13 protein-coding genes are annotated in these 16,507 nt (G+C 71.7%); 7 read left to right on the top strand and 6 right to left on the bottom strand.

Annotated features, from left to right (window positions below; genetic code table 11):
* Positions 1 to 98: 98 nt before the first annotated feature.
* Positions 99 to 521 (bottom strand): secondary thiamine-phosphate synthase enzyme YjbQ, encoded by a 423-nt coding sequence (locus ABEA82_RS35940; RefSeq protein ID WP_345665947.1) that lies wholly within the window; start codon positions 519 to 521, stop codon positions 99 to 101.
* A gap of 85 nt (positions 522 to 606) precedes the next feature.
* On the opposite strand from ABEA82_RS35940, the gene ABEA82_RS35935 reads away from it, so the two are divergent.
* A complete protein-coding gene (locus ABEA82_RS35935) occupies positions 607 to 1,683 on the top strand; it encodes an NAD(P)-binding domain-containing protein (protein ID WP_345665970.1) in 1,077 nt (358 codons plus the stop codon).
* Positions 1,684 to 1,774: 91 nt separating this feature from the next.
* On the opposite strand, the gene mltG is transcribed toward ABEA82_RS35935, so the two are convergent.
* Both mltG and ABEA82_RS35925 read right to left on the bottom strand, forming a co-directional pair.
* Positions 1,775 to 2,620, bottom strand: coding sequence for an endolytic transglycosylase MltG (gene mltG, locus ABEA82_RS35930; RefSeq protein WP_345665946.1), 846 nt, complete (start codon positions 2,618 to 2,620; stop codon positions 1,775 to 1,777).
* A gap of 43 nt (positions 2,621 to 2,663) precedes the next feature.
* Positions 2,664 to 4,466 carry an ABC transporter ATP-binding protein gene (locus tag ABEA82_RS35925; protein ID WP_345665945.1) on the bottom strand — a complete coding sequence of 601 codons (1,803 nt, stop codon included), beginning with the start codon at positions 4,464 to 4,466 and terminating at the stop codon, positions 2,664 to 2,666.
* Between the two features lie 104 nt (positions 4,467 to 4,570).
* Here ABEA82_RS35925 and ABEA82_RS35920 point away from each other — a divergent pair, with 104 nt between their 5' ends.
* Entirely contained in the window at positions 4,571 to 5,020 is a 450-nt protein-coding gene (locus ABEA82_RS35920; RefSeq protein WP_345665944.1) for a MarR family winged helix-turn-helix transcriptional regulator, read from the top strand.
* Between the two features lie 148 nt (positions 5,021 to 5,168).
* Here ABEA82_RS35920 and ABEA82_RS35915 read toward each other — a convergent pair whose 3' ends face one another.
* Both ABEA82_RS35915 and ABEA82_RS35910 read right to left on the bottom strand, forming a co-directional pair.
* Entirely contained in the window at positions 5,169 to 6,596 is a 1,428-nt protein-coding gene (locus ABEA82_RS35915) for a cation:dicarboxylate symporter family transporter (RefSeq protein ID WP_345665943.1), read from the bottom strand.
* 174 nt (positions 6,597 to 6,770) lie between these two features.
* Positions 6,771 to 8,354 (bottom strand): peptide-N4-asparagine amidase, encoded by a 1,584-nt coding sequence (locus tag ABEA82_RS35910; protein ID WP_345665942.1) that lies wholly within the window; start codon positions 8,352 to 8,354, stop codon positions 6,771 to 6,773.
* Positions 8,355 to 8,557: 203 nt separating this feature from the next.
* Here ABEA82_RS35910 and ABEA82_RS35905 point away from each other — a divergent pair, with 203 nt between their 5' ends.
* The 4 genes from ABEA82_RS35905 (at position 8,558) to ABEA82_RS35890 (ending at position 13,006) form a co-directional block, all read left to right on the top strand.
* Positions 8,558 to 10,378 (top strand): ABC transporter ATP-binding protein, encoded by a 1,821-nt coding sequence (locus tag ABEA82_RS35905; protein ID WP_345665941.1) that lies wholly within the window; start codon positions 8,558 to 8,560, stop codon positions 10,376 to 10,378.
* Positions 10,375 to 12,156: an ABC transporter ATP-binding protein gene (locus ABEA82_RS35900; RefSeq protein WP_345665940.1), complete on the top strand. Its 1,782-nt coding sequence runs from the start codon at positions 10,375 to 10,377 to the stop codon at positions 12,154 to 12,156. The genes ABEA82_RS35905 and ABEA82_RS35900 overlap by 4 nt, the downstream gene beginning before the upstream one ends.
* Before the next feature lie 98 nt (positions 12,157 to 12,254).
* Positions 12,255 to 12,725 carry a DUF5709 domain-containing protein gene (locus tag ABEA82_RS35895; protein WP_345665939.1) on the top strand — a complete coding sequence of 157 codons (471 nt, stop codon included), beginning with the start codon at positions 12,255 to 12,257 and terminating at the stop codon, positions 12,723 to 12,725.
* 35 nt (positions 12,726 to 12,760) lie between these two features.
* Complete coding sequence (locus ABEA82_RS35890; RefSeq protein ID WP_003988613.1) at positions 12,761 to 13,006, top strand: type B 50S ribosomal protein L31; 246 nt, start codon at positions 12,761 to 12,763, stop codon at positions 13,004 to 13,006.
* Positions 13,007 to 13,052: 46 nt separating this feature from the next.
* On the opposite strand, the gene ABEA82_RS35885 is transcribed toward ABEA82_RS35890, so the two are convergent.
* A complete protein-coding gene (locus tag ABEA82_RS35885; RefSeq protein WP_345665938.1) occupies positions 13,053 to 13,847 on the bottom strand; it encodes a metal-dependent hydrolase in 795 nt (264 codons plus the stop codon).
* Positions 13,848 to 13,992: 145 nt separating this feature from the next.
* Here ABEA82_RS35885 and ABEA82_RS35880 point away from each other — a divergent pair, with 145 nt between their 5' ends.
* Positions 13,993 to 16,506: a DEAD/DEAH box helicase gene (locus ABEA82_RS35880; RefSeq protein ID WP_345665937.1), complete on the top strand. Its 2,514-nt coding sequence runs from the start codon at positions 13,993 to 13,995 to the stop codon at positions 16,504 to 16,506.
* Position 16,507: the final 1 nt, after the last annotated feature.

The following is a 16,507-nucleotide window of genomic DNA, read 5'->3' as shown; positions in this document are numbered from 1 at the left end:
TCTGGCATTGATGAGGATACGGGCATTGCGGGCATGCGTCACGGTGCGCCAGGGCCGTCGGGGCAGGGCGACGGGGCGGACAGCCCGGGCGGGCGGCCTCACCCCAGGAAGCTCAGCCGCACCTTCCGCTGCGGATTGTCCTTGTTGGTGTCCACCAGGCACACCGACTGCCACGTCCCGAGCTCCAGCCGGCCGCCCAGCACCGGCAGGGTCGCGTGGGGCGGGACGAGGGCCGGCAGGACGTGGTCGCGGCCATGACCGGGACTGCCGTGCCGGTGCTGCCAGCGGTCGTCGGCGGGCAGCAGGGTGTGCAGCGCGGCCAGGAGGTCGTCGTCGCTGCCGGCGCCGGTCTCCAGAACGGCGATCCCGGCAGTCGCGTGCGGGACGAAGACGTTGAGCAGGCCGTCGCGGCCGGCGGCCGCCTCGCGCAGGAAGGACTCGCAGTCGCCGGTGATGTCGACGACCTTCTCCGTGGCACCGGTGGCGACGTTCAGAACTCGGGTGGTGAAGACATCTGACATGCCCTCCATCCTGACGTACGTGCCGTCGGCCGTGCCGCAGCACCGGCCCGGGAAGATCCACGGCCCCGGCGCGGTTGGCAGCAGCGTGAACCACACACGCGAGGTCGAGGTAGTCGTCGCGGGCGCCGGTCAGGCCGGTCTGGCCGGTGCCTATCACCTGCGGCGGTCCGGTTTCGAGCCGGACCGCGACTTCGTGGTGCTGGACCACTCCCCCGGGCCCGGCGGCGCCTGGCAGTTCCGCTGGTCGTCGCTGACGTACGGCAAGGTGCACGGGATGCACGCGCTGCCGGGGATGGAGCTGACGGACGCGGACCCGGCGCGCCCGTCCGCCGAGGTGATCAGCGACTACTTCGACCGGTACGAGCGGGCCTTCGACCTGCGGGTGCGGCGGCCCGTCGACGTGCGTGCCGTACGCGGGGGCCCCGGCGGGCGGCTGCTGGTGGAGACCTCGGAGGGGGTGTGGTCGACGCGGGCCCTGATCAACGCGACCGGCACGTGGGACCGGCCGTTCTGGCCGCGTTATCCGGGGCAGGAGACCTTCCGGGGACGGCAGTTGCACACCGCGCAGTACGCCGGGCCCGAGGAGTTCGCGGGACGGCGGGTCGTCGTGGTGGGCGGGGGCGCGTCGGGCACGCAGCACCTGCTGGAGCTCGCCCCGTACGCCGCGGCCACCACCTGGGTGACCCGGCGCCCGCCCGTCTTCCGCGAGGGTCCGTTCGACGAATACGCGGGCCGGGCGGCCGTCGCGCTCGTCGAGGAGCGGGTCCGGCAGGGGCTGCCGCCGCGCAGCGTCGTCTCGGTCACCGGGCTGCCGCTCAACGACGCGGTCCGGCAGGGCATCGAGGACGGGGTGCTGGATCGCCGGCCGATGTTCGACCGGATCACCCCGGACGGGGTGGAGTGGGACGACGGCGGGCACGTCGACGCCGATGTCATCCTGTGGGCCACGGGCTTCCGGGCCGCCATCGACCACCTCGCTCCGCTGCGGCTGCGCGGACCGGGCGGCGGCATCCGCATGGAGGGGACGCACGCCGCCGCAGACCCCCGCGTCCATCTCGTCGGCTACGGCCCCTCGGCCAGCACCATCGGCGCCAACCGCGCGGGCCGCGCGGCCGTGCGGGACATCAGACGGCTGCTGGAACGGGAGCCGGCCGCGGCGTGACCGACCGGTTCCCGGGGGGCGCGGGCCGTGGGCGACTGCGGGCCGTCCCCAGCTGATCGCACACTTCCCCGCGCCCCTGTGGGGGAACGGGTCACCCGGCCGCCTGTGCGCCCGCGCTCTGCTGCCGGGCGTTGAACTCGGCCACGTTGCGCTGGTGTTCGGCGTAGTCCGCGGTGAAGCGCGTGTCGCCCGGGCGGACCGTGACGAAGTACAGCCAGTCGCCCGGCGGCGGGTTGACGGCGGCGCGCATGGCGGCCTCGCCCGGGTTGTCGATCGGTGTGGGCGGCAGCCCCATGCGCTGGTACGTGTTGTAGGGGCTGTCGATCCGGGTGTCCTCCGCCGTGGTCCGGAGGGTGGAACGGCCGAGGGCGTAGTTGACCGTGGAGTCCATCTGGAGCGGCATGCCGCGTTCGAGGCGGTTGAAGACCACCCGGGCGACCTTGCCCATGTCGGCCTCGGTGGCCGCCTCCGCCTGGACGATGCTCGCGATGGTGACGGCCTGGTAGACGTTCATGGCGTTGCGCTGCGCCCCCGCCGCGAGGGGAGCGCCGTTGAACTTCTGGTTCGCGGTGTCGACCATCAGCGCCAGAAGCTCCTCAGGACCGGTCTCCTCCCGGAGCGGGTAGGTCGCCGGGAAGAGGTACCCCTCCGGGTTGCCCCGGGCGTCGTCCGGCAGTTTCAGGTCGACCTTCGCGAGGGACTTCTCCGTGCTGCCGGCGGGCAGGGCGAGCGCCTTGTCGACGGCCTCGTACACCTGGCTCGCGCGCCGGCCCTCCGGGATGACCAGGGTCAGGGCCCCACGGCCCTCCTGGCGCCCCAGGATCAGCAGCGGCACCGCCACAGCGGTGCCGACGACGACAGCTCCGGTCACGACGAGGGCGATACGGCCCCGGCGTGTCAGCCGGATCCTGCTCCGTGGCGGAGTGTTCTTCTGCATGCGGGCACAGTAACCCGCATATCGTCACTATCCGGGCATATTTTCAGCTTGTCGGCTCCAGTTGCGCGTCCCGGCGTACGAGCGCCGCGTACCGGCCGTCCCGCTCCAGCAGTTCCTCGTGCGTGCCGAGTTCGACCGCGCGCCCCGAGTCGAGGACCACGATCTGGTCGGCGCCCCGGACGGTGGACAGGCGGTGGGCGATGGTGAGGGTGGTGCGGTCGGCCGACAGGGCGTCGATGGCCTTCTGGACGGCGGCTTCGGTCCGGGTGTCCAGGGCGCTGGTGGCCTCGTCGAGGATGAGGACCGGCGGGTCGCGCAGGATGGTCCGGGCGATGGCCAGGCGCTGCTTCTCGCCGCCGGAGAAGCGGTGGCCGCGCTCGCCCACGACGGTGTCGTAGCCGTCGGGCAGGGAGGCGATGTGGTCGTGGATCTGCGCCGCCTTCGCCGCCTGGTACAGCTCCTCGTCGGTGGCGTCGGGCTTGGCGAAGCGCAGGTTGTCGGCGACCGAGGCGTGGAAGAGGTACGTCTCCTGCGAGACGACGCCGACCGCGCGGGCCAGGGTGTCGAAGTCGAGGTCGCGGACGTCGACCCCGTCGAGGGTGACGCGGCCGCCGGTGACGTCGTAGAGCCGCGGCACCAGATAGCCGAGCGTGGACTTGCCGGCGCCGGTGGGGCCGACGATCGCCAGGCTGCCGCCGGCCGGGACGGTGAGGCCGATGCCGTCGAGGACGGGGCCGCCCTTGCCGTCGTAGCCGAAGGAGACGTTCTCGAAGCGGACTTCGCCCTTGACCCGGTCCAGACGCACCGGGTCCGGACGCTCGGTGATGTCGACCGGCAGGTCGAGGTACTCGAAGATGCGCTGGAAGAGGGCGAGCGAGGTCTGGATCTGCACACCGGTCGACAGCAGGCTCACGGCCGGGCGGAACAGGCCCTGCTGGAGCGAGACGAAGGCGACGATGGTGCCGATGGAGACCTCGGGGCCGCCCGTCTGGAGGGCGATGCCGGCGGTCCAGTAGATGACGGCGGGCAGGGCGGCCATGACGATGGTGATGACGGCCATGCGCCACCGGCCGGCCATGTTCGACCGCACTTCGAGGTCGACGAGTTCCTCGGACTCCTCGGCGAAGGACCTCGTCAGCGAGTCGGAGCGGCCCATCGTGCGGCCGAGCAGGATGCCGCTGACGGAGAGCGACTCGGTGACCGTGGCGGCCATGGCGGCCATCTGCTTCTGGCGCCGGGTGGTGATCTTCCGGCGTTCGTTGCCGACGCGGCGGCTGATCCACACGAACACCGGCAGCAACAGCAGTGAGACGACGGTCAGGCGCCAGTCGAGGGCGACCATCGCGACGATCGTGGCGACCACGCTGGTGAGGTTGGAGACCAGGGAGGTCGCGGTGGAGGTGACGGTGGCCTGCATGCCGCCGATGTCGTTGGCGATGCGGGACTGCACCTCGCCCGTGCGGGTGCGCGTGAAGAACGCGAGGGACATCCGCTGGAGCCGGCCGTAGACGGCGGTGCGCAGGTCGTGCATGACGCGCTGCCCCACCGTCGTGGAGATCAGGGTCTGCAGCACACCGAAGACGCTGGTGAGGACGGCGCTGAGGATCATGCCGAGGGCGAGCAGGCTGAGCAGTCCGGTGCGCCCCTCGGGGATCGCGACGTCGAGGATCTCCTTCAGCAGGAACGGCGTGGCGACCGAGACCAGTGACGAGGCGCCGACCAGCAGGCCGACGATCGCCAGGCGGCCCCGGTAGGGGCGGAAGAGCCGGAGGATGCGGCGGACCTGGCGCGGCTGTTCCTCCGAGCCGGCGGGTGGGGTCCAGGGGGCTTCGTGGTCGGGATGCATGGGCTCCTTCGAGAGCGGTACGGCGCCGGGGGCGCTGGGCGGATCGGATCGTAGCTCATTGTTACCTATACTCACAATGAACGGCATCCTGATATTGTTCCCGCATGACCACGCCCGATCCCGACGGTCTGCTCGCCGAGCAGTTGCTACGGCTCACGCGCCGGGTGCACCGCATCCAGAAGCGCCATCTGGAGCACCGCGACCTCGGCATCACACCGGCCCAGTCCCGGCTGCTGCGCACCCTCGCGCACTGGGGCTCGCCACCGCGCATGGCCGATCTGGCCGAGCGCCTGGAGGTGGTACCGAGGGCCGTGACGACACTGGTCGACGGGCTGGAGGCGAGCGGCAAGGTGCGCCGGGTCCCGGACCCGGCGAACCGACGGGTGATCCGCATCGAGCTCACCGACGACGGCCGGGACGCGCTGCGCGAGCTGCGCGCGGCGCGCAGGTCGGCCGCGGAGGAGATCCTGGAACCGCTGACGGAGGATCAGCGCGAGGCGCTCGGGGGGCTGCTGGACGCCCTGGTCGACGGGGCCCCGGCGCGCTCTTGCTGAGGGGCCGGTCAACGAACCCTTGCCGAGGAGCTGGTCAACGCGCCCTTGCCGAGGAGCCGGCCCAAGACGCCCGCCGTCCGGCGCACACAACGGGCCGCGGCCGCCGCTCGTCCTGCTGGAGCGGTGGCCGCGGCCCGTTCACCTGCGGTCAACCGACCTCGGGGGCGGGTTCCTTGGGCTTCTGGGTGGGGATGCCGGGCGCCGGGTCGAGCACCGCCGGCGGCTCGACGGCGCTCTCGCCACCGTCGCTCCCGGCATCGTCCTTCTCGTCGCCCGGCTCGGCCGCGTACTCCCCGTCGAGGGTCTTCCTCGCCCGGTCGATGTCCAGCGCACCCTCCCAGCGGGACACCGCGAAGACCGCGACGCAGTTGCCGAGCAGGTTCGTGACGACGCGCATCGAGTCCATGATGCGGTCCACACCGAGCAGCAGGGCGACGGCTCCCGCCGGGATGGCCCCCAGGGAGGAGGCGGTCGCGGACAGGGCGAGGAACGCCGAACCGGGGATGCCCGCCATGCCCTTGCTGGTCAGCATCAGCACCAGGACCACGGTGACCTGCTGCCCCAGGCTCAGGTCCACGCCCACGGCCTGGGCGATGAACAGCGTGCCGATGGACAGATAGAGCGAGGCGCCGTCGAGGTTGAAGGAGTAGCCCGTGGGCAGCACCAGACCCACGGCGTCGTCGCGGGCACCGGCCCGGCGCAGCTTCTGCATCACACGCGGCATGACGGCCTCGGTGGAGGCGGTGCCGAGCGCGAGCAGCATCTCCTCGCGGATGTAGCGCAGGAACTTCCACAGGCTGAGCCCGGTCACCAGCCGCAGGGCGACGGAGAGCAGCGCGATGAACAGCGCCGCCGCCACGTAGCAGAGCACGATGAGCTTGGCGTAGGTCTTCATCACGCCCAGCCCGTAGTTGCCGACCAGGTGGGCCATCGCGCCGAAGACCGCGAGCGGGGCCAGCCGCATGACGAACCCGACGACCGTGAAGATCACGTCCTGGGCCTGGTCGATGGCGGGCAGGATCTTCGGCACCCTGGTGTGCCCGAGGTGCAGCAGGGCGGCACCCACCAGGCAGGCCAGGATGAGGACCTGGAGCAGCTCGTTCTCGGCGAAGGCCCCGACGAAACTCTCCGGCAGGGCGTTGAGGACGAACTCGGTCGTCGAGGGCAGCTGACCGCCGCCCGTCGTCTGGTCGACCGCCGCGGCGTCCAGCGAGGAAGGATCGACGTTCATGCCCTTGCCGGGGCCGACGACGTTGGCGGCGACGAGACCGATGACCAGGGCGGCCGTGGAGGCGACCTCGAACCAGACGAGGGCCTTGACCCCGATCCGGCCGAAGGCCTTCAGGTCACCGGCCTTGGCGATGCCGACGACGACCACGCAGAAGACCAGGGGCGAGATCACCGTTTTGATGAGCCGGGTGAAACCGTCGCCGAGCGGCTGGAAAGCCGTGGCCGTGTCCGGCCACAGTTTCCCGACGACGATTCCGAGCACGAGCGCGCAGAGGACCTGCGCGAAGAGTGAGGTACGCAGAGTGCGTGCGACGCGTCGCGGCAGGGACGGTACGGACGGTGGCACGGGGCCTCCTAGGGGGACGGGGCACGCAGAAGCCGGAGGGGACTTCTGCCATACGGAAAGCGGCTTCCGTAGCCGTACACAATGGAGGCCGTCTTGATCGCGCACAAGACCGCAACGTTTCAGCCACGTAAAAGCGTCATAAGTGACACACGTCACACGCGCCACTCAGGTCACTCAGCAGCGGCGGTGATCCTCCGTGAGCACCCCCTGCGCGGTCGTGAGCGTCCGGTCGTAGCAGCCCCGTGAGCCGTACTGCCGGTAGCGCTCGCTGGTGGCACCGACCGCATGCCGCTGGTCACGCGGCACGTTGGCGGTGTAGGTGGCATCGCCCGTGTAGCTGTCGTCGAGTCGTGACCAGGCGGTCCGCCGGGCGCCGTGCGAGGCGACGGTCGTGGCGCGGTCGCCGAGCGTGAGCACCGTGCGCAGCCGGTCACCGGCACCGAGGGTGGTCGTGCCGTCCATCGTGTAGGTCCGGTGCGTGCGGGTGGTGCGGCCGTCGGACGTCACCGACTCGTCGTCGGTCCAGGTGGCGTTCAGGCCGTCGGTCGTCTCACCGTCGGTCCAGCGGTGCACCGAGGCGTGGGCGAGGGAACGGCTGACGGTGGTCGTGACGCGCCCGTGCGAGGTGTCGACGTATCCGGCGACGGTCAGCCGGTGGGCGCCCTCGGTGTCCACCCGGTGCTCCGCACCGGGCGTGTAGGCCGAGGAGTCGGTCAGCTCGCCCGCGCGGTGCGCGGTCAGCTTCCCGGTGACCCGGGCCCGGTGCTCGTCCTGCCAGACGAGCACGTTCACCGGCGTGCTCCAGCCGGTCTGCCCCTCGGGGACACCGACGACCGAGACCTCGACGCGGTGCGGGCGGCCGTCGTTGAGGATCCCGGCGAAGGGGGTGAGGTCGTAGGTGATCGGCTTGATGTCGAAGGCGCGCGGGCCCGGGGTCACGTACCAGAGGAACGGGTTGGACCAGCCGCCCGTCCACACCGTCGGGAACGGCGTGGCGATGCCGGCGAGGCGGCCGTCCACACTGATCTGCACCTCGCGGTAGGGACCCCGCCCCGCCTTGCAGGAGTACGGAGCCGGATCGGGCACCGACAGGTACCAGTACTCCTCGCAGCCGCCGCCGGAGCCCGTGGCGTACACCCCGGCGAGGATGCGTTCGCTGTTGCGCGGGGTGGTGAGCGTCGAGTCGCCGCCCAGGGTGAGGACCCGGTCGGGGCTCGTGCCGTCCGGGCGGCCCCGGTAGAACGTCAGCGTCACCGTGACGTCGAGGACGCCCGTGTAGGTGTCGTCGACGACGTTCCCGATGAGCATCTCGACGTCCTGGGCGTGGCGGAAGGTGTCGCTGTAGCGCGTGACGTCCTTCTCCACGGACCACTCGATGCCGTCGGGCGAGGGCTGCGGCGTCGAGGTGCGGAAGATCTCGACCCCTCCGACGTGCAGATAGCCGAGCCGGTCGTACTGCCGCCCCTTGACCTTGCCGTCGAGCCGCAGCACCACCTTGCTCCAGCGGTCGCCGCAGTCGCCGGGCGGGGTGTACGCGCCCCGGTACGGGGTGAAGTCGCGGAACTGCGCCCGGGCCACGGTGACTTCGCAGGAGGCGCCGGCCGGCTTCGGGACGGGCGGTGCGGCCGTGACCGGGTCGTGCCAGTCGGTGCCGAACTCTGCGGGGACGTCGGCCGCGTGGGCCGGACCGGTTCCCAGGAGGGTGCTCGCCAGGAGAGCCGCTCCGGCAAGCATGGACATGACTATCCGTCTCTTCATGGCCGGTGTTCTACGGGGAGTCCACCGCCTCCGCAATGAGCACCCGCCCGTCCGGGCAACCCTGTTCCCGCCCCTGTCGGCCGGTTCCGTTCGGTGCGCGGAAAACCGGTTGCCCCCGACCACGCGGCGGCGCGAACCTGTCACGGTTTGTTGCCGTCGGCCTCACCCCCCCCTTCCCCCCTGACACGAGCCACTGGGACGTCATGCAGATTCAAGACCTTCCCTACCCCGACCCGGGCGTGCCGGACGCGCGTTCGGGTCCCCGATTCCTGTGGTGGCTCTTCCGCAATCAGCTGGGCGGCCAGCTCAAGTCGCTGACCTGGGGGCTGCTGCACTTCGCCTCCGTCGCCACGCTGCCGTTCTGCGTCGGTGTCGCCGTGCAGGCCGTGGTGGACCGCTCCGGTTCCCGACTCGCCCTGGCGGGCGGGCTGCTGGCGCTGGCCTGCGCCGGAAACGCGGTCGGCGACACCTTCTTGCACCGCACCGCCATCACCAACTGGATCACGGCCGCCGCCCGCGTCCAGCAGCTGCTCGCCCGCAAGGCCGCCCACCTGGGCTCGGCGCTGACCCGCCGGGTCGCGGCGGGTGAGGTGGTCTCCGTCTCCACAGGGGACGTCGAGAAGATCGGCTGGTTCGTGGAGGCCTTGTCGCGGTTCACCGCGGCCCTGGTCACCATCGTGCTGGTCTGCGCCGGCCTGCTCGTCTACCAGCCGGCGCTCGGCGTGGTCGTCGCCGTGGGCCTGCCCGTGCTGGCGATCGCCGTGCTGCCCCTGCTCCCCCGTGCCACCCGGCGCGCCGACATCCAGCGCGAGAAGGCGGGACGCGCCACCGAACTCGCCTCGGACACCGTCGCCGGCCTGCGCGTGCTGCGCGGCATCGGCGGGGAGGAGCTGTTCCTGGAGCGCTACCGCCACGCCTCCCAGGAAGTCCGCCACGCGGCCGTGCGCAGCGCCCGGATGTGGTCCCTGATCTCCGCGATCCAGGTCCTGCTGCCCGGTCTGCTGCTCATCGCCGTCGTCTGGTACGGCGTGCATCTGGCGCGCCAGGGCCGGATCACCGTCGGCGAACTGGTCACCGTCTACAGCTCGGTGATGGTCCTGACGTATCCGCTGCGGCACTTCGAGGAGATCGCCATGGCGTACTCCTTCTCCCGGCCGTCGGCCAGGCGGGCCGCGCGCGTGCTGTCGCTGGAGCGGGCGACGGACACCGCCGGGTCACGCGCGGCCGACGGACCCTCCGGAGACCTGTACGACCCGGACACCGGACTGCTCGCGAACGCCGGCCGGCTGACCGCGGTGGTCTGCGGGGACCCGGACGCGGCCGGCCGGCTGGCGGAACGGCTGGGCGGACACCCCTCGCAGGAGGGCACCTCGGTGCTGCTGGACGGGGTGCCGCTCGACGAACTCCCGCTGGAGAGCGCCCGCACGTCCGTCCTCGTCCAGGACAAGGACCCGGTGCTGCTCTCCGGCACGCTGCGCGAACTGCTCGACGTGCCCTCCTCGGGCGGCGTCGAGCCGCGGGCGGCGCTGGCCGCCGCCCAGTGCGAGGACGTGCTGACCGCGCTGGTGCAGGGTTCGCTGGACGCCGCCGATCCCATGGACGCCCGGATCACCGAACGCGGCCGGTCCCTGTCCGGCGGTCAGCGCCAGCGGCTCGCACTCGCCCGGTCGCTGCTCACCGACCCCGAGGTGCTCGTCCTGGACGAGCCGACCTCGGCCGTCGACTCGCACACCGAGGCACGGATCGCCCAGGGCGTGCGGGAGCTGCGCGCGGGGCGCACGACCGTGGTGTTCACGTCCTCGCCGCTGCTGCTGGACCGCGCCGACCAGGTCGTCTTCCTGCACGACGGCGAGGTCGCGGCGGCCGGCACCCACCGCGAGCTGGTGCACACCGAGTCCCGCTACCGGGCGGTCGTCACCCGCGAGACGGACGAGGAGACCGCCACGCACGAGCGGTCCGGCCGGGTGGCTCTCGACGACGTACTGGAACTGGAAGAACTGGAAGAGATCGAGGAGACAGCATGATCGGCGTGGCGCCACCGGCGTACGACCCGGCGGCCCCGACGACGGCGAACACCCTGCCGGTCGGCGCCCCCTCGACCGTCCGCGCCTACGTGGCCGAGCTGCTGCGCAGGCACCGTCGGGCGTTCCTTCTGCTCATCGCCGTCAACACGGTCGCCGTCCTCGCCTCCATGGCCGGGCCGTGGCTGCTGGGCGGGCTGGTGGAGCGGGTGTCCGACGGGGTTCGGGACCTGCGGCTGGAGCTCACCGCGGGGCTCTTCGTGGCCGCGCTGGCCGCCCATGCCGTGTTCGTGCGCGAGGTGCGGCTGCGGGGCGCGATGCTGGGCGAGCGGATGCTGGCCGATCTGCGCGAGGACTTCCTCGTCCGGTCGGTCGGGCTGCCGCCCGGCGTGCTGGAGCGGGCCGGGACCGGCGACCTGCTGTCCCGCATCACGACGGACGTCGACCGGCTGGCCAACGCGATGCGCGAGGCCGTGCCGCAGTTGTCGATCGGTGTGGTGTGGGTGGCACTGCTCATGGGCGGCCTGGTCGTCACGGCGCCGCCGCTGGCGCTCGCCGTGCTCGTCGCCCTGCCGCTGCTGGTGGCCGGCTGCCGCTGGTACTTCCGGCGGGCGCCGGCCGCCTACCGCTCGGAGGCGGCCGGGTACGCCGCCGTGGCCGCGGCGCTCGCGGAGACGGTGGACGCCGGGCGCACGGTCGAGGCACACCGCCTCGGCGCCCGGCGGGTGGCGCTCTCCGAGCGCCGGATCAAGGAGTGGACGGCGTGGGAGCGCTACACGCTGTGGCTGCGGTCGGTGCTCTTCCCGGTCGTCGACGTCACCCATGTGACCGTGCTCGGGTCGGTCCTGCTGATCGGCGGTGTGTTCGCCCTCCGGGGCTGGATCGACGTCGGCCAGCTCACGACGGGGGCGCTGATCGCCCAGATGCTCGTCGACCCGGTGGGCATGATCCTGCGCTGGTACGACGAGCTCCAGGTGGCCCAGGTGTCGCTGGCCCGGCTGGTCGGTGTCCGGGACATCGAGCCCGACGCCGGTGACTCATCCGTGGCTCCCGACGGCCGCCGGGTCCATGCCGACCAGGTGCGCTTCGGCTACCTGGAGGGCGTCGACGTGCTGCGCGAGGTGTCCCTGGAGGTCGCTCCCGGCACCCGGCTGGCCCTGGTCGGCCCCTCGGGTGCGGGCAAGTCGACCCTGGGCCGGCTGCTCGCCGGGATCTACACGCCGCGGGAGGGCCGGATCACCCTGGGCGGCGCCGAGCTGTCCCGGATGCCGGCGGAACGCGTCCGCGCCCACGTCGCCCTGGTCAACCAGGAGCACCACGTCTTCGTGGGCTCCCTGCGCGACAACCTCAGGCTCGCCAGGACCGACGCGGCCGACGCCGAGCTGTGGGCGGCGCTGGGCGCGGTCGACGCGGACGGCTGGGCCCGTGCCCTCGACGGCGGCCTGGACACGGAGGTCGGCTCGGGCGGCCTGGCGCTCACGCCCGCGCAGGCGCAGCAGATCGCGCTGGCCCGCCTGGTGCTGGCGGACCCGCACACCCTGGTCCTGGACGAGGCGACGTCCCTGCTCGATCCCCGCGCCGCCCGTCACCTCGAACGCTCCCTGGCCAAGGTCCTCGACGGCCGCACCGTCGTCGCCATCGCCCACCGCCTGCACACCGCGCACGACGCGGACGTCATCGCGGTCGTCGAGAACGGCCGGATCAGCGAACTGGGCAGCCACGGAGAACTGGTGGCGGCGGACGGGGCGTATGCGGCGTTGTGGAGGTCGTGGCACGGGTGAGACACCGGGCGGGGCCACCGGGTCCTTGGCGTTGCGCGGTGCCGAGGCTCGGTGGAAGGCTGGAACCAGGCACCGGCTCGGGGAACCTGGAGGCACCCGTGAACAGCTCCGACGGCTGGGGAGACGAGGTCTACCAGCCGGACCAGGACGAGCAGAGGGAGGACACGGGGCTGCTCGACGCCGAGGACACCCTGGAGGACGACGGCGTCGACGATCCCCTGGACCGGGGCTGGTCCCCTCCGGAGCGGCCCTGGGCCGTCGAGCACCTCGGTGTGACGGCGGCCGAGCGGCAGCGGGGCGAGACGCTGGACGAGCGGCTCGCCGAGGAGCTGCCGGACTCCGCCGGCCAGGACGGTGACGGCCTGGGGGACTGCGACGGCACCGACGGGGAACTCCTCGACAACGAGGTCGGCGCCGCCCGCTCCGGGCGGCTCGTCGCTCCCGACGAGGGCGCGCACGAGGACGAGGAGAGCGCGCTGGTCGCCACGGACGTGGGCATCGACGGCGCGGCCGCGTCGGCCGAGGAGGCCGCCGTCCACGTCGTCGACGAGGACACCCTGTCCGGCTGACCGCAGCACCGAACCGAGTCGTCCGAGGAGCGGCCATGCAGCAGGACAAGCACCCCGACTACCACCCCGTGGTCTTCCGCGACCGTTCCGCCGGTTACGCGTTCCTGACCCGGTCGACCGCGACCAGCGAGCAGACCATCGAGTGGGACGACGGCGAGACCTACCCGGTCGTGGACGTGGAGATCTCCTCGGAGAGCCACCCCTTCTACACGGGCAAGGCCCGCACGGTGGACTCGGAGGGCCGGGTCGCCCGCTTCGAGCGGCGGTACGGCGGCTCGTGAGCCCCCGAGGGCCAGCCCCGGGTGAGAGCGCCCGGGCCGCAGGCGCTCAGATGACGTTGAGCGCCGCCGCGCAGCCCACTCCGCCGAGCACCATGAACACCGGCATCAGGACCCTGATCTCGACCCAGCTGCCCGCTCGGAAGCGCATCGGCTTCGGCGGCCCGACCGGGTACCAGCGCTTGCGGCCGACCGGGACGGGCCACAGGATCGGGCAGCCCGACACGGTCAGCGCGTCCCCGATGTCGTGCACGATCGCGCCCAGCACCACGGGCAGCCCCAGCCACAGGTACTCCTGGCCCGGCGCAGTGAACAGCCAGTCCGCTCCGTTGCCCGGCTTGTCCAGGACACCCGCGAGGATCCACGAGGTGGTCGCGGCCAGCAGCCACACCAGCACTTCGCTGCTGGAGCCGCGCGTCGCCCGCCACAGCAGGCCCTCGATGGCCAGGACCAGGTGCACGAAGAGGATCGCCAGCACCCCCCACCGGTCGCTGCTGATCGCCACGACCGAGGTGCCCGCGCCGATGAGGACCGCCCACAGCCAGGTGTGCGTGAGCGTGCGGTGCCCGCCGGAGCGGCGCGGGTCGCCCTGCTTCTTGGTGGCCTTGTAGACGGCGTACGACAGCTTGTCGACGATCTCGCACAGCCAGCGCGACAGCGGCCCGAAGGACCGGGAGATGGTGGCCGCCTTGTGGTCGAGGTCCGGGGCGAGCGCGGCGCCGGCGCATATCAGGGCGCCGACGAGGAGGACCGGCCAGGGCATCGCGTGCCCGGCGGCGGCCGCCGCCGCACCGACGCCGAGCCAGGCAGCGGCGCCCGACAGTGAGTGTGCTGGTCCCATCATCGCGCTTGTCCGCCCCATTCCTCATGTGCCGCTGTCCAGTTGACCAGGTGCGCTGACGTGTCGTCGGCGGCCAGCGTATCGCTCGTGATCTTGGGGCCCGCAGCCGATTCCCGCATCGGGCGCCTCGCCAGGCAAGATGGGGGGCGTGACCCTCATCGATCAGCTGCCGCGGACCGCCGACCCCGACGCCCTCTACGAAGCCTTCGAGTCGTGGGCCGGTGAGCGGGGTCTCACGCTCTACCCCCACCAGGAGGAGGCGCTGATCGAGGTGGTCTCCGGCGCGAACGTGATCGTGTCGACGCCCACCGGGTCCGGCAAGAGCATGATCGCGGCGGGTGCGCACTTCGCGGCCCTCGCCCGGGACGAGGTCACCTTCTACACGGCGCCGATCAAGGCTCTGGTCTCGGAGAAGTTCTTCGAGCTGTGCAAGATCTTCGGCACGGAGAACGTCGGCATGCTGACCGGCGACGCCTCCGTCAACGCCGATGCCCCGGTGATCTGCTGCACCGCCGAGGTCCTCGCGTCGATCGCGCTGCGCGACGGCAAGGACGCGGACGTCGGCCAGGTCGTGATGGACGAGTTCCACTTCTACGCGGAGGGCGACCGCGGCTGGGCCTGGCAGATCCCCATCCTGGAACTGCCGCAGGCGCAGTTCGTGCTGATGTCGGCGACGCTCGGTGACGTCTCCTTCTTCGAGAAGGACCTCACCCGCCGCACCGGCCGCCCGACGGCGGTGGTCCGCTCGGCGACCCGCCCGGTGCCGCTGTCCTACGAGTACCGCTACACGCCGCTCACGGAGACGCTCACCGACCTGCTGGAGGCCCGGCAGGCGCCCGTCTACATCGTGCACTTCACGCAGGCGCAGGCCGTCGAGCGGGCGCAGGCGCTGATGAGCATCAACATGTGCTCGCGTGCGGAGAAGGAGCAGATCGCCGAGCTGATCGGCAACTTCCGCTTCACCACCAAGTTCGGCCGCAATCTCTCCCGTTACGTCCGGCATGGCATCGGCGTGCACCACGCCGGCATGCTGCCCAAGTACCGCCGCCTGGTGGAGAAGCTCGCGCAGGCCGGTCTGCTGAAGGTCATCTGCGGCACGGACACGCTCGGCGTGGGCGTCAACGTCCCCATCCGCACGGTGCTGTTCACGGCCCTCACCAAGTACGACGGCACCCGGGTACGCACCCTGCGGGCCCGGGAGTTCCACCAGATCGCGGGCCGGGCCGGGCGCGCCGGTTACGACACGGAGGGCTTCGTCGTCGCGCAGGCGCCCGAGCACGTCGTGGAGAACGAGAAGGCGCTCGCCAAGGCGGGCGACGACCCGAAGAAGCGCCGCAAGGTCGTCCGCAAGAAGGCCCCCGAGGGTTTCGTCGCCTGGTCGGAGCAGACCTTCGAGAAGCTCATCGGCTCCGAGCCGGAGCCCCTGGCCTCCCGCTTCCGGGTCACGCACACCATGCTGCTGTCGGTGATCGCCCGCCCCGGCAACGCCTTCGAGGCGATGCGCCGCATGCTGGAGGACAACCACGAGCCGCGCAAACAGCAGCTGCGGCACATCCGCCGGGCCATCGCCATCTACCGTTCGCTGCTCGACGGCGGCATCGTCGAGAAGCTCGACGAGCCGGACCCGACCGGCCGGGTCGTCCGCCTCACGGTCGACCTCCAGCAGGACTTCGCGCTCAACCAGCCGCTGTCCACCTTCGCGCTCGCCGCGTTCGAGCTGCTCGACCCCGAGTCGCCGTCGTACGCCCTGGACATGGTGTCCGTCGTGGAGTCCACGCTGGACGACCCGCGGCAGATCCTCGCCGCCCAGCAGAACAAGGCGCGCGGCGAGGCCGTGGCCCAGATGAAGGCGGACGGCGTCGAGTACGAGGAGCGCATGGAGCGCCTCCAGGACATCACGTACCCGAAGCCCCTGGAGGAGCTGCTCTTCCACGCGTACGACACGTACCGCAAGAGCCACCCCTGGGTCGGCGACCATCCGCTGTCGCCGAAGTCGGTCATCCGTGACATGTACGAACGGGCGCTGTCCTTCACGGAGTTGGTGTCCCACTACGAGCTGGCGCGCACCGAGGGCATCGTGCTGCGCTACCTCGCCAGCGCCTACAAGGCCCTCGACCACACCGTCCCCGACGACCTCAAGTCCGAGGATCTTCAGGACCTGATCGCCTGGCTGGGCGAGATGGTGCGCCAGGTCGACTCCAGTCTGCTGGACGAGTGGGAGCAGCTCGCCAACCCGGCGGAGATGACCGCCGAGGAGGCCCAGGAGAAGGCCGACGAGGTCAAGCCGGTCACCGCCAACGCGCGTGCCTTCCGCGTCCTGGTCCGTAACGCCATGTTCCGCCGGGTCGAACTCGCCGCTCTCGACCAGGTCGAGGAGCTGGGCGAGATGGACGCGGAGTCCGGCTGGGACGCCGATGCCTGGGGCGAGGCGATGGACAAGTACTGGGACGAGTACGAGGACCTCGGCACCGGCCCCGACGCGCGTGGCCCCAAGCTGCTGATCATCGAGGAGGAGCCGGAGAACGCCCTGTGGCGCGTCCGGCAGATCTTCCACGACCCCAGCGGCGACCACGACTGGGGCATCAGCGCGGAGGTCGACCTCACCGCCTCCGACGCGGAGGGCCGCGCGGTCGTCCGTGTCACCGACGTCGGCCAGCTGTGAA

This window comes from Streptomyces venetus (genome assembly GCF_039540295.1).
In the GTDB taxonomy this organism is placed as follows: Bacteria; Actinomycetota; Actinomycetes; order Streptomycetales; family Streptomycetaceae; genus Streptomyces; species Streptomyces venetus.
Note: the sequence above shows the minus strand (reverse complement) of the source record. Positions and strands in the feature narration are given on the sequence as shown.

Coding starts and splice junctions, on each gene's coding strand:
- ABEA82_RS35940 (WP_345665947.1), bottom strand. CDS start 521: ATGTCAGATGTCTTCACCACCCGAGTTCTGAACGTCGCCACCGGTGCC.
- mltG (WP_345665946.1), bottom strand. CDS start 2,620: ATGCAGAAGAACACTCCGCCACGGAGCAGGATCCGGCTGACACGCCGG.
- ABEA82_RS35925 (WP_345665945.1), bottom strand. CDS start 4,466: ATGCATCCCGACCACGAAGCCCCCTGGACCCCACCCGCCGGCTCGGAG.
- ABEA82_RS35920 (WP_345665944.1), top strand. CDS start 4,571: ATGACCACGCCCGATCCCGACGGTCTGCTCGCCGAGCAGTTGCTACGG.
- ABEA82_RS35910 (WP_345665942.1), bottom strand. CDS start 8,354: ATGAAGAGACGGATAGTCATGTCCATGCTTGCCGGAGCGGCTCTCCTG.
- ABEA82_RS35905 (WP_345665941.1), top strand. CDS start 8,558: ATGCAGATTCAAGACCTTCCCTACCCCGACCCGGGCGTGCCGGACGCG.
- ABEA82_RS35900 (WP_345665940.1), top strand. CDS start 10,375: ATGATCGGCGTGGCGCCACCGGCGTACGACCCGGCGGCCCCGACGACG.
- ABEA82_RS35890 (WP_003988613.1), top strand. CDS start 12,761: ATGCAGCAGGACAAGCACCCCGACTACCACCCCGTGGTCTTCCGCGAC.
- ABEA82_RS35885 (WP_345665938.1), bottom strand. CDS start 13,847: ATGATGGGACCAGCACACTCACTGTCGGGCGCCGCTGCCTGGCTCGGC.